We start from the raw sequence: 20,318 nt of genomic DNA, 5'->3' as shown, positions 1-20,318 counted from the left end.
GAAATACCCGAAAACGAAAGTTTGAGGCGTAAAAAGCTTAGCGGGCGGCTTCGTATATACGGCGGCTGACATCCAACGTAATGTCATGATTTTCGCCCAGTTGGGTCATGCCGTGCTCTTCCAGTTTTTTCAGCAAAGCCGGGATGGAGCTGCCGTCCAGACCGTAGTCGGAGAGGTGGGTCGGCACGCCTAATTGCTCAAAGAAATTGCGGGTTGCGGCAATCGCGGCGTCAATACGCTCATCATCGGAACCTTCAGTGATGTTCCAGACGCGTTCAGCATATTGCAGCAGCTTAGCGCGCTTGGTATCGCGTTTTTCATTCCACAGTGCAGGCAGGACGATAGCCAGTGTTTGCGCGTGATCCAGACCGTGCATCGCAGTCAGTTCGTGGCCCAGCATATGCGTTGCCCAGTCCTGCGGTACGCCAGCGCCAATCAAACCGTTCAGCGCCTGAGTCGCCGCCCACATGACGTTGGCGCGCACATCGTAGTTTTCTGGCTCTTTCAGGGCTTTCGGACCATCTTCGATTAGCGTCAGCAAAATGCCTTCTGCGAAACGGTCCTGAATTTTGGCATCAACCGGTTTGGTAACATACTGTTCCACGGTGTGTACAAAGGCGTCCACTACGCCGTTAGCCACCTGACGCGGCGGCAGGGTGTAGGTATAAACCGGATCGAGCACGGCAAATACCGGCTGAACATGGGCAGAATGGAACGCCTGCTTGTCGCCTGTGGTTTTACGGGAGATCACCGCGCCTGCGTTGGATTCTGAACCGGTTGCTGGCAGCGTCAGCACACAGCCCATCGGGATGGCGCTTTTAATCTCTTTACCGCCCGTTTGCAGAATGTGCCACGGATCGATATTTTCCGGATAGTTAGCCGCTGCGGCGATAAATTTGGTGCCGTCCAGTACAGAACCGCCGCCAACCGCCAGCAGGAAAGTCACTTTCTGTTCGCGAACCAGTTTCACGGCGTTCATCAGCGTTTCATAAGCCGGGTTTGGCTCAATACCGCCAAATTCCAGCACGTCCATGCCTTTCAGGGCATCCAGAACTTGATCGAGAACGCCGGTTTTTTTCACGCTGCCGCCGCCGTAGGTAATCAATACGCGAGCATCGTGAGGAATTTGTTCGCGTAAACCAGCGATTGCGCCTTTACCAAACAGAATGCGGGTTGGGGTGTGCAGATTAAAGTTGTTCATTACTTGCTCCCTTTGCTGGGCCAATATGAGGGCAGAGAACGATCTGCCTGATGTTTTTCATTGTGATCGCCAGCGCCCTGGCTCTCAATGCTCATTTCTGCCAATGTCTTGCCTATTTCTCCAGAGTGCTGGAGAAATGCTACAAAATTGCGCACAATCAAATTGCCGCATTATTCCTAAGAAATTACGCGATATGAAACGTGAAGAGATTTGCCGCTTGCTGGCGGATAAAGTTAATAAACTGAAAAATAAAGAAAATAGTTTGTCAGAACTGTTGCCCGATGTGCGTTTGTTGTATGGCGAGACACCTTTCGCACGTACACCGGTGATGCACGAGCCTGGCATCATAATTCTCTTTTCCGGGCATAAAATCGGTTATATCAATGAACGCGTGTTTCGTTATGATGCCAATGAATACCTGCTGCTGACGGTGCCGTTGCCGTTTGAGTGCGAAACCTATGCCACGTCAGAGGTGCCGCTGGCAGGGTTGCGTCTCAATGTCGATATTTTGCAGTTACAGGAACTGTTGATGGACATTGGCGAAGATGAGCATTTCCAGCCGTCGATGGCAGCCAGCGGGATTAACTCCGCCACGTTATCAGAAGAGATTTTATGCGCGGCGGAGCGGTTACTCGACGTGATGGAGCGACCACTGGATGCGCGTATTCTCGGCAAACAGATCATCCGCGAAATTCTGTACTACGTGCTGACCGGACCTTGCGGCGGCGCGTTACTGGCGCTGGTCAGTCGCCAGACTCACTTCAGTCTGATTAGCCGCGTGCTGAAACGGATTGAGAATAAATACACCGAAAACCTGAGCGTCGAGCAACTGGCGGCAGAAGCCAACATGAGCGTATCGGCGTTCCACCATAATTTTAAGTCTGTCACCAGCACCTCGCCGTTGCAGTATTTGAAGAATTACCGTCTGCATAAGGCGCGGATGATGATCATCCATGACGGCATGAAGGCCAGCGCAGCAGCGATGCGCGTCGGCTATGAAAGCGCATCGCAATTTAGCCGTGAGTTTAAACGTTACTTCGGTGTGACGCCGGGGGAAGATGCGGCAAGAATGCGGGCGATGCAGGGGAATTAAATACGTTCCCGGTACAGCAACCGGGAACGGGGAAAATCGTCAGGCGTTACAGTATTTTTTTTTAATCACCACAAACAGCGTGCCTAACAAGCCAGCGGTTAACAAGGCAATTGGCAGGATCATCAGGAACGTCATTACCTGATCTTCATGGCGTTTAACGAACGGAATCATACTTAAGGCATAGCCAAAACTGGTTACCACGCTGACCCACAGCAATCCACTTAACCAGTTGAAAAACTGGAAGCGGCGGTTTGGCAGACCGGAAATTCCCGCCATGGTTGGCAGCAGCGTACGGACAAATGCAAGAAAACGTCCAGCCAGCAGCGCCAGCAGACCGTGGCGGTCAAACATGCAGGTGGCGCGCTGGTGATATTTAGCAGGAAGCTGTGCCAGCCAGCCTTTCACCGTTTTGGTATTCCCTAACCAGCGCCCCTGAATATAACTTAGCCAGCAGCCCAGACTTGCTGCGGCGGTCAGAATCGCAATCGTAGGCAGAAAATCCATAACCCCCTGGGCAATCAATGCGCCTGCCAGTATCAACAAGCTGTCGCCTGGCAAAAATGAGGCGGGCAGCAGGCCGTTTTCTAAAAACAGCGTGGCAAACATGACAAAGTAAACAACGCTAACAATATGAGGATCCGCCAGCGCGGCAAAGTCGTGTTGCCAGAGCGCAGCGATGATATCTTGAATAACAGCCATGGACTTTCCTGTGGAACAGCGTTTAAGCCTTTATCTGCCTATTGTACTCCTGATTCGTCCGGGACGCCTTGATCCCGGACGCAACAATTTAAGACTTTTCACAATTAAATGTCTGCAAAATTGTCCAAAAGTGGCAATGTTATACAATTCGCGCAAAACCGGCGTCCAGATCGGCAATCAGATCGTCGACATCTTCCAGACCAATATGCAGGCGAATCAAGGTCCCGCTAAAATCGATCTCGCCTTGTGGGCGAATGGCGGCGATATGTTCTGGTTGATTCGCCAGGATCAACGATTCATACCCGCCCCACGAGTAGGCCATGCTGAATAAACTGAAGTTATCCAGATAGTTCGCCAGCTCTTCATTACTGAGTTTTTTCTTAAGCACAAAGGAAAATAGCCCGCTGCTACCTGTAAAGTCTCGTTTCCAGAATTCGTGTCCTTTACTGCCAGGCAGAGCAGGGTGGTTAACTCGCGCTACTTGCGGATGTTCTGCCAGCCATTCAGCCACTTTCAGACTGCTTTCATGATGTTGACGCAAACGCACACCTAATGTGCGCAGGCCACGGCTGGTTATATAGGCGGTATCGGCATCGACCATCTGGCCCATCAGATAGGCGTTTTCCCGTAGCTGCTCCCAGCAACGGGCATTGCACACGGCAGTGCCAATCATCGCATCTGAATGCCCAACCAGATATTTGGTGGCGGCTTGAATAGAAACATCGATGCCAAAATCCAGCGCCTTAAACAGCACACCGGCTGCCCAGGTGTTGTCGATCATAATGATGGCATCCGGCACCACACTGCGTACGGCGGCAACAATCGCCGGAACGTCGTGGACTTCCATGGTGATGGAGCCTGGCGATTCCAGAAACACGATTTTAGTGTTTGGCTGCAGATGCTTAACGATATCGGCACCAATCAGCGGATCAAACCACGATGTCGTTACGCCCAGTTTGCTGAGGATTTTGCTACAGAAATCCTGACTCGGTTCATAGGCGGTGTTGGTCATCAACACATGATCGCCCTGTTCGACAAAAGCAAGAATGGAATTAGCAACCGCTGCCGCCCCGCAGGGAAATAGCGCGCAGCCTGCGCCACCTTCCAGTTCACACATCGCTTGTTGTAAGGAGAAATGGGTTAACGTTCCGCGCCGTCCATAGAACAACTCGCCATTGGCGCGATTGCGCGTCGCGTGCTTTTTGGCTTCCACACTGTCAAAGACCAGCGAAGAAGCGCGCTGAATCACGCTATTTACCGCGCCGAGAGTGTATTTTTTGCTGCGTCCTGCATTCACCAGTTGAGTATCAAGCTTTTTGTCCGCCATGTCGGGATTCCTGTTTTTATACGTCTGGATGTCTAAACTAGCATGAATATTCGCGGGCGCATCCTGAAGAATTGGCATAAAGCAGAAAATTTTCGCAAATGGCGTGCTGGTGACTTTTTTACTGCGTAAACGCAAGGAAAAGAAAGCAAAGGTACGGCAGTATGCAAATAGTAATGAGAACGACTATCAATTCGACGTCATTTTGATATTATTATGCGCAGATTTTGTGACTTGCGTCCTGGAGATACACAGTGGGTAATAATTTGATGCAGACGGACCTTTCCGTCTGGGGTATGTATCAGCACGCCGATATTGTCGTTAAGTGCGTGATGATTGGGCTTATTTTGGCCTCCGTAGTCACTTGGGCAATCTTCTTCAGTAAGAGCGTAGAATTCTTCAATCAGAAGCGTCGCCTTAAGCGCGAGCAGCAACTGCTGGCTGAAGCGCGTTCCTTAAACCAGGCCAACGATATCGCCGCTGATTTTGGTAGCAAAAGCTTAAGCCTGCATTTGCTCAATGAAGCGCAGAATGAGCTGGAACTGTCAGAAGGCAGCGACGATAACGAAGGTATTAAAGAACGTACCAGCTTCCGTCTGGAGCGTCGGGTCGCCGCAGTGGGTCGTCAAATGGGCCGCGGTAACGGCTATCTGGCAACCATCGGCGCGATTTCTCCGTTCGTTGGTCTGTTTGGTACGGTCTGGGGCATCATGAACAGCTTTATTGGTATCGCGCAAACGCAGACCACTAACCTGGCAGTCGTTGCGCCGGGTATCGCAGAAGCTCTGTTAGCAACGGCAATCGGCCTCGTGGCAGCGATTCCTGCGGTCGTTATCTATAACGTATTTGCACGCCAGATTGGCGGCTTTAAAGCGATGCTGGGTGATGTTGCAGCGCAGGTATTGTTGCTGCAAAGCCGTGACCTGGATCTGGAAGCCAGCGCCGCTGCGCATCCGGTTCGTGTCGCACAAAAATTACGCGCAGGATAATATCCGATGGCAATGCATCTTAACGAAAACCTCGACGATAACGGCGAAATGCATGATATCAACGTGACGCCGTTTATCGACGTGATGTTGGTTCTGCTGATTATCTTTATGGTGGCGGCACCGTTAGCGACGGTAGATGTGAAGGTGAACTTGCCTGCTTCTACCAGCACGCCGCAGCCGCGCCCGGAAAAACCGGTTTATCTGTCGGTGAAGGCAGACAACTCGATGTTTATCGGTAACGATCCGGTCACCGATGAAACAATGATTACGGCGTTGAATGCGTTAACCGAAGGCAAGAAAGACACCACCATCTTCTTCCGAGCGGACAAAACCGTCGATTACGAGACGTTGATGAAGGTAATGGATACGCTGCATCAGGCGGGTTACCTGAAGATAGGTCTGGTCGGCGAAGAAACCGCCAAAGCGAAGTAAAGTAGAATTGCCTGATGCGCTACGCTCATCAGGCCTACAAAATCTATTGCAACATGTTGAATCTTCGTGCGTTTGTAGGCCGGATAAGGCGTTCACGACGCATCCGGCATTAGGTGCTCAATGCCTGATGCGCTACGCTTATCAGGCCTACAAAATCTATTGCAACATGTTGAATCTTCATGCGTTTGTAGGCGGATAAGGCGTTTTCGCCACATCAGGTAAGAGTGAATTCACAATGATGCCCGGTTGCTTTTCACAACCGGGCATTTTTTTAACCTAAATGCTCGCCGCCGCACACGCCGTGCACTTCTGCGGTGACGTAGCTCGACTCCTGACTTGCCAGATAAACATATACAGGGGCCAGTTCCGCCGGTTGCCCCGCACGTTTCATCGGCGTTTGCTGACCAAACTGCGGGATCTTATCCTGCGTTTGTCCGCCGGAAATTTGCAGTGCTGTCCAGATCGGGCCTGGCGCGACAATATTCACCCGAATACCTTTCTCCGCGACCTGTTTTGCCAAGCCACGGCTGTAGTTCAGAATCGCCGCCTTCGTAGCCGCATAGTCCAGTAAATGCGGACTTGGCTGGTATGCCTGGATTGACGAAGTGGTGATGATACTTGCACCTTTCGGTAGCAGGGGGATCGCTTCCTGGGTTAGCCAGAACAGCGCGAAAACGTTAATGGCAAAGGTCTTTTGAAACTGTTCGCTGGTGAGGTCTGCAATATCCGGAATGGCAACCTGTTTCCCGGCGACCAGCGCCATAATATCCAGCCCGCCTAACGCCTTGTGCGCTTCGTGAACCAGCGAACGGGCAAATTTCTCATCGCTTAAATCGCCTGGCAGCAGAACGGCTTTGCGTCCGCATTCTTCAATGATCTTTTTCACATCCTGAGCGTCTTCTTCTTCCACGGGAAGATAACTGATCGCCACGTCAGCCCCTTCACGCGCGTAAGCGATGGCGGCAGCGCGACCTATTCCGGAATCGCCCCCTGTCACCAGTGCTTTACGATCTTTCAGGCGACCGCTACCAACATAGGTTTTCTCGCCGCAATCCGGTACCGGTGTCATCTTCGCCTGGATGCCTGGCGTCGGTTGTTTCTGTTTGGGATATTCACCAGTGTAATACTGCGTGGTCGGGTCTTTTAAATGAGACATCGTTTTTCTCCCTTCAGGTTCAACGTCCTTTAAGGGTAGACGTTCTCGATGCGTTGATAAGGGAACCAGGAAGATCCCTAAACCTCAGAATTATGCGACAAAGGTTAAACGTATATGTTGATTTGCTGTTGCGTGCTGTTTACTCAATTGCGATATACTGTTGCCCGTTTTAACTACACGACAGGAATGTATGGAACGTTTTCTTGAAAATGCAATGTATGCTTCTCGCTGGCTGCTTGCCCCCGTGTACTTTGGCCTTTCGCTGGCGTTAGTTGCCCTGGCGCTGAAGTTCTTCCAGGAGATTATTCACGTACTGCCGAATATCTTCTCGATGGCGGAATCAGATTTGATCCTCGTGTTGCTGTCGCTGGTGGATATGACGCTGGTTGGCGGTTTGCTGGTGATGGTGATGTTTTCCGGTTATGAGAATTTCGTCTCACAGCTGGATATCTCCGAGAACAAAGAGAAGCTGAACTGGCTGGGGAAAATGGACGCAACGTCGCTGAAAAACAAAGTAGCAGCGTCGATTGTGGCAATTTCTTCCATTCACTTACTGCGCGTCTTTATGGATGCGAAAAATGTCCCGGATAACAAACTGATGTGGTACGTCATTATCCATCTGACGTTTGTGCTTTCTGCATTTGTGATGGGCTATCTTGACCGACTGACTCGTCATAATCACTGATCTGATTCGGGCGCGGTTCGCGCGCCCGTTATTAACAGGTCATTTATCGGAAGACGCCTGCCACAGATTCAGCTCGCCATCGGCGATATGCTGATCAATCTGCGCCAGCTCCTTGGTGCTAAATGTCAGATTATTCAGCGCCTGCACGTTCTCCTCTAGTTGCTCCGCGCGGCTGGCACCAATCAATACCGACGTCACGCGATCATCTTTCAGCAACCAGCTTAACGCCATTTGCGCCATTGATTGTCCACGCTGCTGTGCCATTTCATTCAATAAGCGCAGGCTGTTGAGGTTGGCTTCGGTAAGCATTTTCGGTGTCAGACCACGAACTTTATTCCCTTCACGATGCATCCGTGAATCTTGCGGAATGCCGTTGAGATATTTTCCGGTCAGCAATCCCTGAGCCAGAGGAGTAAAGGCAATACAGCCCACGCCGTTATTTTGCAGGGTATCCAGCAGGCCGCTTTTATCCACCCAGCGGTTCAGTAAATTGTACGAAGGTTGATGAATTAACAGCGGAATTTTCCACTCGCGCAGCAACTCGACCATTTTTTGCGTCCGCTCTGGCGAGTAAGAGGAGATCCCGACATACAGCGCCTTACCGCTTTGTACCGCATGAGCCAGCGCAGAGGCGGTTTCTTCCATCGGCGTATTTTCATCGACGCGATGAGAGTAAAAGATATCGACATACTCAAGCCCCATACGCTTCAGGCTTTGGTCGAAGCTGGCGAGCAGGTATTTACGTGAACCGCCAGAGCCGTAAGGGCCGGGCCACATATCGTAGCCAGCCTTGGTAGAGATAATCAGTTCATCGCGATAAGCGGCAAAATCCTCCCGCAGCAGGCGACCAAAGTTCTCTTCTGCGCTTCCTGGAGGCGGCCCGTAATTGTTGGCTAAATCAAAGTGCGTAATGCCCAAATCAAACGCTTTACGCAGGATCGCACGCTGTGATTCCAGCGCGTTAACGTGACCGAAATTGTGCCATAAACCGAGCGATAACGCGGGCAGGCGTAAACCACTTTTTCCGCAATAGCGGTATTGCATCTGCCCGTAACGTTCGGGATTCGCTAACCAGACCATGACCTCTCCTTTCCACCGTTCAATTTCGAAACAATGTTTCTAGTTTAGCGATTCGCCAGCGCGTATCCCGTAGTCTGGCTCACAGAGTGACGAAAAACTGGGCAAAAACACGTGCTTATGCTTTGCTTAAAAAAACACCAACTGAGGAGCGCAACGATGCCGCGTTTAACCGCCAAAGATTTCCCACAAGAGTTGCTGGATTACTATGACTATTACGCTCACGGGAAAATCTCGAAACGTGAGTTCCTCAACCTTGCGGCGAAGTGCGGTAGGCGGGATGACGGCATTAGCGTTGTTTGATTTGCTCAAGCCAAATTATGCGCTGGCGACTCAGGTAGAGTTTACCGACCCGGAAATTGTTGCTGAGTACATCACGTATCCTTCGCCAAATGGTCACGGCGAGGTGCGGGGTTATCTGGTGAAGCCCGCAAAGATGAGCGGCAAAACGCCAGCCGTAGTGGTGGTGCATGAGAATCGTGGACTGAATCCGTATATCGAAGATGTGGCACGGCGAGTGGCGAAGGCGGGGTATATCGCCCTGGCACCTGACGGCTTAAGTTCCGTTGGAGGTTATCCGGGAAATGATGATAAAGGTCGTGAGCTGCAACAGCAGGTTGATCCAACAAACTGATGAATGATTTCTTTGCCGCAATTGAGTTTATGCAACGCTATCCGCAAGCGACAGGCAAAGTGGGTATTACCGGATTTTGCTATGGCGGTGGCGTATCGAACGCGGCGGCTGTCGCGTATCCGGAACTGGCCTGCGCGGTGCCGTTTTATGGTCGTCAGGCACCCACTGCCGATGTGGCGAAGATTGAAGCGCCTTTACTACTCCACTTCGCGGAACTGGACACCCGAATCAACGAGGGCTGGCCTGCTTACGAGGCGGCGTTGAAAGCCAATAATAAGGTTTATGAGGCGTATATCTATCCGGGGGTTAATCACGGATTCCATAATGATTCCACGCCCCGTTATGACAAATCTGCCGCCGATCTTGCCTGGCAAAGGACACTGAAATGGTTCGATAAATATCTCTCCTGATAGGTTTATCTCTTACGGGATTACGTCTTAAACAAGCATGAAAAAATAGCGTGCGCAAAAGTCGTTCTTTGCCTAAAATATCGCTATATATGACAATATATAGCGAATGAGGTGAACGATGAATAACCATTTTGGTAAAGGCTTAATGGCGGGATTAAAAGCAACGCATGCCGACAGTGCGGTTAATGTGACAAAATTCTGTGCCGATTATAAACGCGGTTTTGTATTAGGCTACTCACACCGGATGTACGAAAAGACCGGAGATCGCCAGCTTAGCGCCTGGGAAGCGGGTATTCTGACGCGCCGCTATGGACTGGATAAAGAGATGGTAATGGATTTCTTTCGTGAGAATAATTCCTGTTCTACGTTGCGCTTTTTTATGGCCGGTTATCGCCTCGAAAATTGATCAAACATACGTATTATCTTGCTTTAATTAATTACACTAATGCTTCTTCCCTTCGTTTTAGCGCCCCGCCGCAGTATCATGATATCGATAACCATAATAAATGTGTGGTAAATGGCGCATCGATCGCATTATTGATTTTGCGATTGAGGCAAAATATATGCCAGGTCTTCGCAACGGAATAACTATAAATGACTGGAGATAACACCCTCATCCATTCTCACGGCATTAACCGTCGTGATTTCATGAAGCTTTGTGCAGCATTAGCCGCCACCATGGGGTTAAGTAGCAAAGCCGCTGCAGAGATGGCCGAATCGGTTACTAACCCGCAGCGTCCGCCAGTTATCTGGATTGGCGCGCAGGAGTGCACCGGTTGTACGGAATCTCTGCTTCGTGCAACGCATCCAACGGTAGAAAACCTCGTACTGGAGACTATCTCTCTGGAGTATCACGAAGTGCTTTCCGCCGCCTTCGGTCATCAGGTCGAAGAGAACAAACATAACGCTCTCGAGAAGTACAAAGGGCAGTATGTGTTAGTGGTGGATGGTTCCATCCCATTAAAAGATAACGGTATTTATTGCATGGTTGCCGGTGAGCCGATTGTGGATCACATCCGCAAAGCGGCGGAAGGCGCAGCAGCCATTATCGCTATCGGTTCCTGCTCTGCGTGGGGCGGTGTTGCCGCAGCTGGAGTTAACCCAACTGGCGCAGTCAGCCTGCAAGAAGTTCTGCCAGGCAAAACCGTTATCAATATTCCGGGCTGCCCGCCGAACCCGCACAACTTCCTCGCGACCGTTGCGCACATCATCACTTACGGCAAACCGCCGAAACTGGATGACAAAAACCGTCCGACCTTCGCCTATGGCCGTCTGATTCACGAACACTGCGAACGTCGCCCGCACTTCGATGCTGGTCGTTTTGCCAAAGAGTTCGGTGATGAAGGCCACCGCGAAGGCTGGTGCCTGTACCACCTCGGCTGTAAAGGGCCAGAAACTTACGGCAACTGCTCAACGCTGCAATTCTGCGATGTTGGCGGTGTGTGGCCGGTGGCGATTGGTCACCCGTGCTATGGCTGTAACGAAGAAGGTATCGGCTTCCATAAAGGCATCCATCAGCTTGCCAACGTCGAAAATCAAACTCCGCGTTCACAGAAACCGGATGTTAACGCTAAAGAGGGCGGCAACGTCTCTGCAGGCGCTATTGGTTTGCTCGGCGGTGTGGTTGGGTTGGTTGCCGGTGTCAGCGTGATGGCGGTGCGTGAACTGGGTCGTCAGCAAAAGAAAGATAACGCTGACTCACGGGGAGAATAACCGTGAACAGACGTAATTTTATTAAAGCAGCCTCCTGCGGGGCATTGCTGACGGGCGCGCTGCCGTCTGTCAGTCATGCGGCTGCTGAAAACCGCCCGCCAATTCCGGGATCGCTGGGGATGTTGTACGACTCGACCTTGTGCGTAGGCTGCCAGGCTTGCGTCACCAAGTGTCAGGATATCAATTTCCCTGAACGTAACCCGCAAGGGGAACAGACCTGGTCGAACAACGACAAACTGTCGCCGTATACCAATAACATCATTCAGGTGTGGACCAGCGGCACAGGGGTCAACAAAGACCAGGAGGAGAACGGCTACGCGTACATTAAGAAACAGTGTATGCACTGCGTCGATCCGAACTGTGTCTCTGTGTGCCCGGTCTCTGCACTGAAAAAAGATCCGAAAACCGGCATTGTCCATTACGACAAAGATGTGTGCACCGGCTGCCGTTACTGCATGGTCGCCTGTCCGTACAACGTGCCGAAGTACGACTACAACAACCCGTTTGGTGCGCTGCATAAGTGCGAGCTGTGCAACCAGAAAGGTGTGGAACGTCTCGATAAAGGCGGTCTACCTGGCTGCGTAGAAGTGTGCCCGGCGGGCGCGGTGATTTTCGGTACGCGTGAAGAGCTGATGGCGGAGGCGAAAAAACGTCTGGCGCTGAAGCCTGGCAGCGAATACCACTATCCGCGTCAGACGCTGAAATCTGGCGACACTTACCTGCATACGGTGCCGAAATATTATCCGCATCTGTACGGCGAGAAAGAGGGCGGCGGTACTCAGGTTCTGGTACTGACGGGTGTGCCTTATGAAAATCTCGACCTGCCGAAACTGGACGATCTTTCTACCGGTGCGCGTTCCGAAAATATTCAACACACCCTGTATAAAGGCATGATGCTACCACTGGCTGTGCTGGCGGGCTTAACCGTGCTGGTTCGTCGCAACACCAAAAACGACCATCACGACGGAGGAGACGATCATGAGTCATGATCCACAACCGCTGGGCGGCAAAATCATCAGTAAACCGGTCATGATTTTTGGACCGTTAATCGTCATCTGTATGCTCCTGATTGTGAAGCGTCTGGTGTTCGGTCTGGGCTCTGTCTCTGACCTGAACGGCGGCTTCCCGTGGGGCGTGTGGATCGCGTTTGACCTGCTGATTGGCACCGGCTTTGCCTGTGGCGGCTGGGCGCTGGCGTGGGCGGTATACGTCTTTAACCGTGGGCAATACCATCCGCTGGTGCGTCCGGCGCTGTTGGCGAGTCTGTTTGGTTACTCACTGGGTGGCTTGTCGATCACTATCGACGTGGGTCGCTACTGGAACCTGCCGTACTTCTACATTCCGGGTCACTTCAACGTGAACTCGGTACTGTTCGAGACGGCGGTCTGTATGACCATCTATATCGGCGTGATGGCACTGGAGTTTGCTCCGGCACTGTTTGAACGTCTGGGGTGGAAGGTGTCGCTACAGCGACTAAACAAGGTGATGTTCTTCATCATCGCGCTCGGTGCGCTGCTGCCGACCATGCACCAGTCTTCAATGGGGTCGCTGATGATCTCGGCGGGCTACAAGGTGCATCCGTTGTGGCAGAGCTATGAAATGTTGCCGCTGTTCTCGCTGCTGACGGCGTTCATCATGGGCTTCTCGATTGTCATCTTTGAAGGTTCGCTGGTGCAGGCGGGTCTGCGTGGCAACGGTCCGGATGAAAAGAGTCTGTTTGTTAAGCTGACCAACACCATCAGTGTGTTGCTGGCGATTTTCATCGTGCTGCGCTTTGGCGAGCTTATCTATCGCGACAAGCTGTCGTTAGCGTTTGCCGGTGACTTCTACTCCGTGATGTTCTGGATTGAAGTCCTGCTGATGCTCTTCCCGCTGGTCGTTCTGCGTGTGGCGAAGCTGCGTAATGATTCCCGCATGCTGTTCCTGTCAGCACTGAGCGCACTGTTAGGTTGTGCAACCTGGCGTCTGACCTATTCGCTGGTGGCATTCAACCCGGGCGGCGGTTACGCCTACTTCCCGACCTGGGAAGAACTGTTGATTTCTATTGGTTTTGTGGCTATTGAGATTTGCGCTTACATCGTACTCATTCGTCTACTGCCGATACTTCCTCCTTTAAAACAAAACGATCATAATCGTCATGAGGCGAGCAAAGCATGAGCCAGAGAATTACTATTGATCCGGTAACCCGTATTGAGGGGCATTTACGCATCGATTGCGAAATCGAAAATGGCGTCGTTTCGAAAGCATGGGCTTCCGGTACCATGTGGCGCGGCATGGAAGAGATCGTGAAAAACCGCGATCCGCGCGATGCATGGATGATTGTGCAACGTATCTGTGGCGTATGTACTACCACTCACGCGCTGTCTTCCGTTCGTGCGGCAGAAAGTGCGCTGAATATCGACGTTCCGGTTAACGCGCAATACATCCGTAACATCATTCTGGCTGCGCACACCACGCATGACCATATTGTTCATTTCTATCAGCTTTCGGCGCTGGACTGGGTGGACATCACTTCTGCACTGCAAGCTGACCCAACCAAAGCCTCCGAAATGCTGAAAGGCGTTTCGACCTGGCACCTGAACAGTCCGGAAGAGTTCACCAAAGTTCAGAACAAGATCAAAGATCTGGTTGCCAGCGGTCAGTTGGGTATTTTCGCTAATGGCTACTGGGGTCATCCGGCGATGAAACTGCCGCCGGAAGTGAACCTGATTGCGGTAGCGCACTACCTGCAAGCGTTGGAGTGCCAGCGTGACGCTAACCGCGTCGTGGCGCTGCTGGGCGGTAAAACGCCGCACATTCAGAACCTGGCGGTAGGTGGTGTCGCGAACCCGATCAACCTCGACGGTTTGGGCGTGCTGAACCTTGAGCGCCTGATGTACATCAAGTCTTTCATCGACAAACTGAGCGACTTTGTTGAGCAGGTTTATAAGGTTGATACCGCAGTTATTGCCGCGTTCTACCCGGAATGGCTGACACGCGGTAAAGGTGCGGTGAACTACCTGAGCGTGCCGGAATTCCCGACCGACAGTAAAAACGGCAGCTTCCTGTTCCCGGGCGGCTACATTGAGAATGCGGATCTGTCCTCGTATCGTCCGATCACTTCTCATTCCGATGAATACCTGATCAAAGGCATTCAGGAAAGCGCGAAGCACTCCTGGTATAAAGACGAAGCGCCGCAGGCACCGTGGGAAGGCACCACCATTCCGGCTTATGATGGTTGGTCTGACGACGGGAAATATTCCTGGGTGAAATCACCGACTTTCTACGGCAAAACGGTAGAAGTGGGGCCACTGGCTAATATGCTGGTGAAACTGGCGGCAGGTCGCGAATCTACCCAGAACAAACTGAATGAAATCGTTGCGATTTATCAGAAACTGACTGGCAACACGCTGGAAGTGGCACAGCTGCACTCCACGCTGGGCCGTATTATTGGTCGTACCGTTCACTGCTGTGAATTGCAGGATATCCTGCAAAACCAATACAGTGCACTGATCACCAATATCGGCAAAGGCGATCACACCACCTTTGTGAAGCCGAACATTCCGGCAACGGGTGAATTCAAAGGTGTTGGCTTCCTCGAAGCGCCGCGCGGTATGCTCTCTCACTGGATGGTTATTAAAGACGGTATCATCAGCAACTACCAGGCGGTTGTTCCATCAACCTGGAACTCTGGTCCGCGTAACTTCAATGATGACGTCGGTCCTTACGAGCAGTCGCTGGTGGGTACACCGGTTGCCGATCCGAATAAACCGCTGGAAGTGGTGCGTACCATTCACTCCTTTGACCCGTGCATGGCCTGTGCGGTACACGTAGTGGATGCTGACGGCAACGAAGTGGTTTCAGTGAAGGTTCTGTAATGCGTATTTTAGTCTTAGGGGTCGGCAATATTTTGCTGACCGATGAAGCCATCGGTGTGCGGATTGTCGAAGCGTTAGAGCAACGATACATTCTGCCGGATTATGTTGAGATCCTCGATGGCGGCACGGCGGGAATGGAGCTGCTTGGCGACATGGCAAATCGCGATCATTTGATTATTGCGGATGCCATTGTCTCGAAAAAGAACGCGCCGGGAACGATGATGATCCTGCGGGATGAAGAAGTTCCGGCGTTGTTTACCAACAAAATCTCTCCGCATCAGCTTGGCCTGGCCGACGTCTTGTCGGCCCTGCGCTTCACCGGCGAGTTTCCGAAAAAGCTGACCCTGGTCGGCGTGATCCCGGAATCGCTGGAGCCACACATCGGCTTAACGCCGACGGTTGAAGCAATGATTGAACCTGCGCTTGAGCAGGTTCTGGCTGCGCTGCGTGAATCTGGCGTGGAAGCCATCCCACGGGAGGCGATTCATGACTGAAGAGATAGCAGGTTTCCAGACCTCCCCGAAGGCGCAAGTACAGGCAGCGTTTGAAGAAATTGCCCGGCGTTCGATGCACGATCTCTCTTTTCTGCATCCTTCAATGCCGGTGTATGTTTCTGATTTTACGCTGTTCGAAGGTCAGTGGACGGGGTGTGTGATCACCCCGTGGATGCTGAGTGCAGTTATCTTCCCCGGCCCGGATCAACTCTGGCCGCTGCGCAAAGTGAGTGAAAAAATTGGTCTGCAACTGCCGTATGGCACTATGACCTTTACCGTTGGCGAACTGGACGGTGTTTCGCAATATCTCTCCTGTTCGCTGATGTCGCCGCTTTCGCACAGCATGTCGATTGAAGAGGGCCAACGCCTGACGGATGACTGCGCACGAATGATCCTTTCGCTGCCAGTCACGAATCCGGATGTACCACACGCAGGGCGTCGCGCCCTGCTGTTTGGTCGCAGGAGTGGCGAAAATGCATGAGTTGTCTCTTTGCCAGAGCGCCGTTGAAATTATCCAACGGCAGGCGGAGCAGCACGATGTTAAGCGCGTCACCGCCGTGTGGCTGGAAATTGGCGCGCTCTCCTGCGTTGAGGAGAGCGCCGTCCGTTTTAGTTTTGAAATTGTCTGCCACGGAACGGTGGCGCAAGGGTGCGATTTACATATCGTCTATAAACCCGCCCAGGCCTGGTGCTGGGATTGCAGCCAGGTGGTGGAGATTCATCAGCACGATGCGCAGTGTCCGCTCTGTCACGGCGAGCGGTTGCGTGTCGATACCGGCGATTCGCTGATCGTCAAAAGTATTGAAGTTGAATAACCGGAGTTAATAATGTGTATTGGCGTTCCAGGCCAGGTGCTGGCTGTCGGTGAAGATATTCACCAGCTTGCGCAGGTTGAAGTATGTGGTATCAAGCGCGATGTGAATATCGCCCTGATTTGTGAAGGTAACCCTGCCGATCTACTGGGCCAGTGGGTGCTGGTACACGTCGGATTTGCCATGAGCATCATCGACGAAGATGAAGCCAAAGCCACATTAGACGCACTGCGCCAAATGGATTACGACATTACCAGCGCGTGATGATTAGCTTTCGTAGGCCTGATAAGACGCGGCAGCGTCGCATCAGGCATTGTGCACGATTGCCGGATGCGGCGTGAACGCCTTATCCGGCCTGGATGGCTTGCTGCGACGAACACCAACCCTTACCCCTGACGCTTATCTTCCGTATTCGTCTCGAAATCACTGGCGTCATGGCGCTCATGCAACTGCTCATTCAGCGGTCCGTTGGTGCGGTTAACAATACGCCCACGTTTCACCGCCGGACGTTCGCCTACTTCTTTCGCCCAGCGTTGTACATGCTTATAACTGCCCGCATCAAGAAACTCAGCGGCATCATACACACCACCTAACACCACGTTGCCAAACCACGGCCAAATCGCCATATCCGCAATGGTGTACTCATCGCCCGCAACAAACTTATGCTGCGCCAGTTGCTTATCCAGCACGTCGAGCAGACGTTTGGCTTCCATGGTAAAGCGGTTGATGGCGTACTCAATCTTTACCGGTGCGTAATGGTAAAAGTGACCAAAACCACCGCCGAGGAACGGTGCCGCGCCCTGTAACCAGAACAGCCAGTTCATCGTTTCAGTACGCTTTGCCAAATCCTGCGGCAGGAAGTAGCCAAATTTCTCCGCCAGATAAAGCAGGATCGAACCAGATTCAAACACGCGGATCGGCGGATTATGCGTATGATCGCGCAGCGCCGGGATCTTCGAGTTTGGGTTCACTTCGACAAAGCCGCTGGAGAATTGATCACCATCGCCAATACGAATCAGCCAGGCGTCGTATTCTGCACCAGTAACGCCCAGCGCCAGCAGCTCCTCAAGCATAATCGTTACTTTCTGACCGTTCGGCGTTCCCAGCGAATAAAGTTGCAATGGATGTTTGCCAACGGGCAGCGTTTTTTCATGCGTCGGACCAGAAACCGGGCGATTGATATTGGCGAACGCGCCGCCAGCGGATTTATCCCACGTCCAGACTTTCGCGGGCTGATAAGTATTGTCTGTCATAGTGAGTTGCCTTCTGAGTGGTAGTGTTGAAGCAGTGTAGCAGGTCACTTGCTGTACAGAATGTGAATTTTTTAACCCTTTGCGCCAGCCGCTGCGATGAGGTGTATGATTAGTCTGACCTCTGTCCGGTTAATGTCGCTGAGCAGGTAATCAGAGCACAACAATTACGCCAACTGCTTAGGTTGTATTGTTAAAGGTAAAGTGATGAGCAAAGGAACGACCAGCCAGGATGCCCCGTTCGGGACATTATTGGGCTACGCCCCAGGTGGGGTAGCAATCTACTCTTCAGATTACAGTTCTCTCGATCCGCAGGAATACGAAGATGACGCCGTATTCCGTAGCTATATCGACGACGAATATATGGGCCACAAGTGGCAATGCGTTGAATTTGCTCGCCGTTTTCTCTTTCTGAATTACGGTGTGGTCTTTACTGACGTGGGTATGGCGTGGGAGATTTTCTCGCTGCGCTTCCTGCGAGAAGTGGTTAATGACAACATCCTGCCATTGCAGGCATTTCCTAACGGCTCGCCGCGTGCGCCGGTCGCGGGTGCGCTTCTTATCTGGGATAAAGGCGGTGAATTTAAAGACACTGGCCATGTCGCCATCATTACCCAATTGCATGGCAACAAAGTCCGTATTGCGGAACAGAACGTGATTCATTCCCCGTTGCCGCAAGGGCAACAGTGGACGCGCGAGCTGGAGATGGTGGTCGAAAACGGCTGCTATACCCTGAAAGACACTTTTGATGACACCACCATTCTGGGCTGGATGATCCAGACGGAAGATACTGAATACAGCTTACCGCAGCCGGAAATTGCAGGCGAGCTGCTGAAAATCAGCGGAGCGCGCCTGGAAAACAAAGGCCAGTTTGACGGTAAATGGCTGGATGAAAAAGATCCGCTGCAAAACGCCTATGTGCAGGCCAACGGTCAGGTGATCAATCAGGATCCTTATCATTACTACACCATTACCGAGAGTGCCGAGCAGGAGCTAATTAAAGCCACCAACGAGCTGCACCTGATGTATCTTCACGCAACCGACAAGGTGCTGAAAGATGACAACCTGCTGGCGCTGTTCGACATCCCGAAAATCCTCTGGCCACGTTTGCGTCTCTCCTGGCAGCGTCGCCGTCACCATATGATCACTGGTCGTATGGATTTCTGCATGGATGAGCGTGGCCTGAAGGTTTACGAGTACAACGCCGACTCCGCCTCCTGTCATACCGAAGCGGGCTTGATCCTCGAACGTTGGGCGGAGCAGGGCTATAAAGGCAACGGCTTCAATCCGGCGGAAGGGCTGATTAACGAATTGGCTGGTGCCTGGAAACACAGTCGTGCACGTCCGTTTGTCCATATCATGCAGGACAAAGATATCGAGGAAAACTATCACGCGCAGTTTATGGAGCAGGCGCTGCACCAGGCGGGCTTTGAAACGCGTATCTTGCGTGGATTGGATGAACTGGGCTGGGATGCTGCCGGGCAACTGATTGATGGGGAAGGGCGACTGGTTAACTGCGTGTGGAAAACCTGGGCGTGGGAAACCGCGTTTGATCAGATTCGTGAAGTTAGCGACCGTGAGTTTGCTGCGGTGCCAATCCGTACCGGTCATCCGCAAAACGAAGTGCGTCTTATCGACGTATTGCTGCGCCCGGAAGTGCTGGTCTTTGAGCCGCTGTGGACGGTGATCCCCGGCAACAAAGCGATTCTGCCGATCCTCTGGTCGCTGTTCCCGCACCATCGTTACCTGCTGGATACCGATTTCACTGTTAATGATGAACTGGTGAAAACAGGTTACGCAGTGAAACCGATCGCCGGTCGCTGTGGCAGCAATATCGACCTCGTCAGCCATCATGAAGAGGTGCTGGACAAAACCAGCGGTAAATTTGCCGAGCAGAAAAACATCTATCAGCAACTGTGGTGTTTGCCGAAAGTGGACGGTAAATACATTCAGGTATGTACCTTCACCGTTGGCGGCAACTACGGTGGGACGTGTTTGCGCGGTGATGAATCACTGGTCATCAAAAAAGAGAGTGATATTGAACCGTTAATTGTGGTGAAAAAGTAATACATGTTGTAGCAACCCCGTACTGATTATGAAGAATAATCAGTACGGGGATTAATCAAAATATTCAATATTTATATATTCCAATATTTATTCATTTCATATGTGAATATATTAACCAGTGGAATACCTGTGTTTTGATTATTTCTAAAGGTTTTGAATGAATGCTTATTGTCTGATACACAAGAAATAACACTCTTTTTATCGTTAAAAAATGATATTTCACTTTGCCCATGCCGTTAAAGTCACTGATAATGCGTCCGTTCGTAAATTCAAAATGGCGTAATCTAATATATGCTAAATTTATTTGGTGATGCTGCCAACTTACTGATTTAGTGTATGATGGTGTTTTTGAGGTGCTCCAGTGGCTTCTGTTTCTATCAGCTGTCCCTCCTGTTCAGCTACTGACGGGGTGGTGCGTAACGGCA

21 protein-coding genes and 1 pseudogene are annotated in these 20,318 nt (G+C 51.7%); 16 read left to right on the top strand and 6 right to left on the bottom strand.

Annotation, left to right across the window (positions count from 1 at the left end):
• Positions 1–37 precede the first annotated feature (37 nt).
• Positions 38–1,201 carry an alcohol dehydrogenase gene (gene yqhD, locus K0778_RS16935; protein WP_001058802.1) on the bottom strand — a complete coding sequence of 388 codons (1,164 nt, stop codon included), beginning with the start codon at positions 1,199–1,201 and terminating at the stop codon, positions 38–40.
• Positions 1,202–1,394: 193 nt separating this feature from the next.
• On the opposite strand from yqhD, the gene yqhC reads away from it, so the two are divergent.
• Complete coding sequence (gene yqhC / locus K0778_RS16930; RefSeq protein ID WP_063084549.1) at positions 1,395–2,294, top strand: DNA-binding transcriptional regulator YqhC; 900 nt, start codon at positions 1,395–1,397, stop codon at positions 2,292–2,294.
• Between the two features lie 39 nt (positions 2,295–2,333).
• Here the strand turns inward: yqhC and yghB are convergent, their stop codons facing one another.
• Together yghB and metC are read right to left on the bottom strand one after the other, a co-directional pair.
• Complete coding sequence (gene yghB / locus K0778_RS16925; protein WP_000268419.1) at positions 2,334–2,993, bottom strand: DedA family general envelope maintenance protein YghB; 660 nt, start codon at positions 2,991–2,993, stop codon at positions 2,334–2,336.
• Positions 2,994–3,132: 139 nt separating this feature from the next.
• Positions 3,133–4,320: a cystathionine beta-lyase gene (gene metC, locus K0778_RS16920; protein WP_000763931.1), complete on the bottom strand. Its 1,188-nt coding sequence runs from the start codon at positions 4,318–4,320 to the stop codon at positions 3,133–3,135.
• A 251-nt stretch (positions 4,321–4,571) separates the two neighbouring features.
• Here metC and exbB point away from each other — a divergent pair, with 251 nt between their 5' ends.
• A complete protein-coding gene (gene exbB / locus K0778_RS16915; RefSeq protein WP_000527844.1) occupies positions 4,572–5,306 on the top strand; it encodes a tol-pal system-associated acyl-CoA thioesterase in 735 nt (244 codons plus the stop codon).
• Between the two features lie 6 nt (positions 5,307–5,312).
• The gene (gene exbD / locus K0778_RS16910) at positions 5,313–5,738 is read left to right on the top strand and encodes a TonB system transport protein ExbD (RefSeq protein ID WP_001240712.1); all 426 of its coding nucleotides are present in this window, start codon (positions 5,313–5,315) and stop codon (positions 5,736–5,738) included.
• A 271-nt stretch (positions 5,739–6,009) separates the two neighbouring features.
• Here exbD and yghA read toward each other — a convergent pair whose 3' ends face one another.
• Positions 6,010–6,894 carry an NADP(+)-dependent aldehyde reductase gene (gene yghA / locus K0778_RS16905; protein WP_000018760.1) on the bottom strand — a complete coding sequence of 295 codons (885 nt, stop codon included), beginning with the start codon at positions 6,892–6,894 and terminating at the stop codon, positions 6,010–6,012.
• Between the two features lie 190 nt (positions 6,895–7,084).
• Here yghA and K0778_RS16900 point away from each other — a divergent pair, with 190 nt between their 5' ends.
• Complete coding sequence (locus K0778_RS16900; protein WP_000439331.1) at positions 7,085–7,579, top strand: TIGR00645 family protein; 495 nt, start codon at positions 7,085–7,087, stop codon at positions 7,577–7,579.
• Between the two features lie 39 nt (positions 7,580–7,618).
• Here the strand turns inward: K0778_RS16900 and gpr are convergent, their stop codons facing one another.
• Entirely contained in the window at positions 7,619–8,659 is a 1,041-nt protein-coding gene (gpr, locus tag K0778_RS16895; protein ID WP_063084550.1) for an L-glyceraldehyde 3-phosphate reductase, read from the bottom strand.
• Between the two features lie 156 nt (positions 8,660–8,815).
• Between gpr and yghX the strand changes: the two are divergent.
• The 10 genes and pseudogenes from yghX (at position 8,816) to hybG (ending at position 16,840) form a co-directional block, all read left to right on the top strand.
• Positions 8,816–9,700, top strand: a pseudogene (gene yghX, locus K0778_RS16890) (YghX family hydrolase).
• A 118-nt stretch (positions 9,701–9,818) separates the two neighbouring features.
• On the top strand, positions 9,819–10,106 hold the full coding sequence (gene yghW / locus K0778_RS16885) for a DUF2623 family protein YghW (RefSeq protein ID WP_001059136.1): 288 nt from the start codon (positions 9,819–9,821) through the stop codon (positions 10,104–10,106).
• Positions 10,107–10,294: 188 nt separating this feature from the next.
• On the top strand, positions 10,295–11,413 hold the full coding sequence (gene hybO / locus K0778_RS16880; RefSeq protein ID WP_000145410.1) for a hydrogenase 2 small subunit: 1,119 nt from the start codon (positions 10,295–10,297) through the stop codon (positions 11,411–11,413).
• 2 nt (positions 11,414–11,415) lie between these two features.
• Positions 11,416–12,402 (top strand): hydrogenase 2 operon protein HybA, encoded by a 987-nt coding sequence (hybA, locus tag K0778_RS16875; protein WP_001081870.1) that lies wholly within the window; start codon positions 11,416–11,418, stop codon positions 12,400–12,402.
• A complete protein-coding gene (gene hybB / locus K0778_RS16870) occupies positions 12,392–13,570 on the top strand; it encodes a Ni/Fe-hydrogenase cytochrome b subunit (protein WP_000017703.1) in 1,179 nt (392 codons plus the stop codon). Before hybA ends, hybB begins: the two co-directional genes overlap by 11 nt.
• Positions 13,567–15,270, top strand: a complete 1,704-nt coding sequence (gene hybC / locus K0778_RS16865) for a hydrogenase 2 large subunit (protein ID WP_000083065.1) — start codon at positions 13,567–13,569, stop codon at positions 15,268–15,270. The genes hybB and hybC overlap by 4 nt, the downstream gene beginning before the upstream one ends.
• Positions 15,270–15,764 carry a HyaD/HybD family hydrogenase maturation endopeptidase gene (locus K0778_RS16860; protein WP_001221939.1) on the top strand — a complete coding sequence of 165 codons (495 nt, stop codon included), beginning with the start codon at positions 15,270–15,272 and terminating at the stop codon, positions 15,762–15,764. Before hybC ends, K0778_RS16860 begins: the two co-directional genes overlap by 1 nt.
• Positions 15,757–16,245 carry a hydrogenase-2 assembly chaperone gene (gene hybE / locus K0778_RS16855; protein ID WP_000134014.1) on the top strand — a complete coding sequence of 163 codons (489 nt, stop codon included), beginning with the start codon at positions 15,757–15,759 and terminating at the stop codon, positions 16,243–16,245. The genes K0778_RS16860 and hybE overlap by 8 nt, the downstream gene beginning before the upstream one ends.
• Positions 16,238–16,579: a hydrogenase maturation nickel metallochaperone HypA gene (hypA, locus tag K0778_RS16850; RefSeq protein ID WP_000544953.1), complete on the top strand. Its 342-nt coding sequence runs from the start codon at positions 16,238–16,240 to the stop codon at positions 16,577–16,579. The genes hybE and hypA overlap by 8 nt, the downstream gene beginning before the upstream one ends.
• A gap of 12 nt (positions 16,580–16,591) precedes the next feature.
• Positions 16,592–16,840 carry a hydrogenase maturation factor HybG gene (gene hybG, locus K0778_RS16845; RefSeq protein WP_000334896.1) on the top strand — a complete coding sequence of 83 codons (249 nt, stop codon included), beginning with the start codon at positions 16,592–16,594 and terminating at the stop codon, positions 16,838–16,840.
• A gap of 122 nt (positions 16,841–16,962) precedes the next feature.
• Here the strand turns inward: hybG and yghU are convergent, their stop codons facing one another.
• Positions 16,963–17,829, bottom strand: coding sequence for a glutathione-dependent disulfide-bond oxidoreductase (gene yghU, locus K0778_RS16840; RefSeq protein WP_001295515.1), 867 nt, complete (start codon positions 17,827–17,829; stop codon positions 16,963–16,965).
• A gap of 204 nt (positions 17,830–18,033) precedes the next feature.
• Here yghU and gss point away from each other — a divergent pair, with 204 nt between their 5' ends.
• Together gss and K0778_RS16830 are read left to right on the top strand one after the other, a co-directional pair.
• Positions 18,034–19,893, top strand: coding sequence for a bifunctional glutathionylspermidine amidase/synthase (gene gss / locus K0778_RS16835; protein ID WP_001297309.1), 1,860 nt, complete (start codon positions 18,034–18,036; stop codon positions 19,891–19,893).
• A 361-nt stretch (positions 19,894–20,254) separates the two neighbouring features.
• The coding region (locus tag K0778_RS16830; RefSeq protein WP_001676991.1) for an IS1 family transposase at positions 20,255–20,318 on the top strand (64 nt) is incomplete at its 3' end.

The sequence above is a fragment of the Escherichia sp. XD33 genome, assembly GCF_019375075.1.
GTDB lineage: Bacteria > Pseudomonadota > Gammaproteobacteria > Enterobacterales > Enterobacteriaceae > Enterobacter > Enterobacter flexneri_A.
The sequence above is the reverse complement of the archived record's forward strand: the minus strand, read 5'-3'. Positions and strand labels throughout refer to the sequence as shown.

Bases quoted from the DNA above. Each gene is read 5' to 3' on its own strand.
- yqhD (WP_001058802.1), bottom strand. From the start codon at position 1,201: ATGAACAACTTTAATCTGCACACCCCAACCCGCATTCTGTTTGGTAAA.
- yqhC (WP_063084549.1), top strand. From the start codon at position 1,395: ATGAAACGTGAAGAGATTTGCCGCTTGCTGGCGGATAAAGTTAATAAA.
- yghB (WP_000268419.1), bottom strand. From the start codon at position 2,993: ATGGCTGTTATTCAAGATATCATCGCTGCGCTCTGGCAACACGACTTT.
- metC (WP_000763931.1), bottom strand. From the start codon at position 4,320: ATGGCGGACAAAAAGCTTGATACTCAACTGGTGAATGCAGGACGCAGC.
- exbD (WP_001240712.1), top strand. From the start codon at position 5,313: ATGGCAATGCATCTTAACGAAAACCTCGACGATAACGGCGAAATGCAT.
- yghA (WP_000018760.1), bottom strand. From the start codon at position 6,894: ATGTCTCATTTAAAAGACCCGACCACGCAGTATTACACTGGTGAATAT.
- K0778_RS16900 (WP_000439331.1), top strand. From the start codon at position 7,085: ATGGAACGTTTTCTTGAAAATGCAATGTATGCTTCTCGCTGGCTGCTT.
- gpr (WP_063084550.1), bottom strand. From the start codon at position 8,659: ATGGTCTGGTTAGCGAATCCCGAACGTTACGGGCAGATGCAATACCGC.
- yghW (WP_001059136.1), top strand. From the start codon at position 9,819: ATGAATAACCATTTTGGTAAAGGCTTAATGGCGGGATTAAAAGCAACG.
- hybO (WP_000145410.1), top strand. From the start codon at position 10,295: ATGACTGGAGATAACACCCTCATCCATTCTCACGGCATTAACCGTCGT.
- hybB (WP_000017703.1), top strand. From the start codon at position 12,392: ATGAGTCATGATCCACAACCGCTGGGCGGCAAAATCATCAGTAAACCG.
- hybC (WP_000083065.1), top strand. From the start codon at position 13,567: ATGAGCCAGAGAATTACTATTGATCCGGTAACCCGTATTGAGGGGCAT.
- K0778_RS16860 (WP_001221939.1), top strand. From the start codon at position 15,270: ATGCGTATTTTAGTCTTAGGGGTCGGCAATATTTTGCTGACCGATGAA.
- hybE (WP_000134014.1), top strand. From the start codon at position 15,757: ATGACTGAAGAGATAGCAGGTTTCCAGACCTCCCCGAAGGCGCAAGTA.
- hypA (WP_000544953.1), top strand. From the start codon at position 16,238: ATGCATGAGTTGTCTCTTTGCCAGAGCGCCGTTGAAATTATCCAACGG.
- hybG (WP_000334896.1), top strand. From the start codon at position 16,592: ATGTGTATTGGCGTTCCAGGCCAGGTGCTGGCTGTCGGTGAAGATATT.
- yghU (WP_001295515.1), bottom strand. From the start codon at position 17,829: ATGACAGACAATACTTATCAGCCCGCGAAAGTCTGGACGTGGGATAAA.
- gss (WP_001297309.1), top strand. From the start codon at position 18,034: ATGAGCAAAGGAACGACCAGCCAGGATGCCCCGTTCGGGACATTATTG.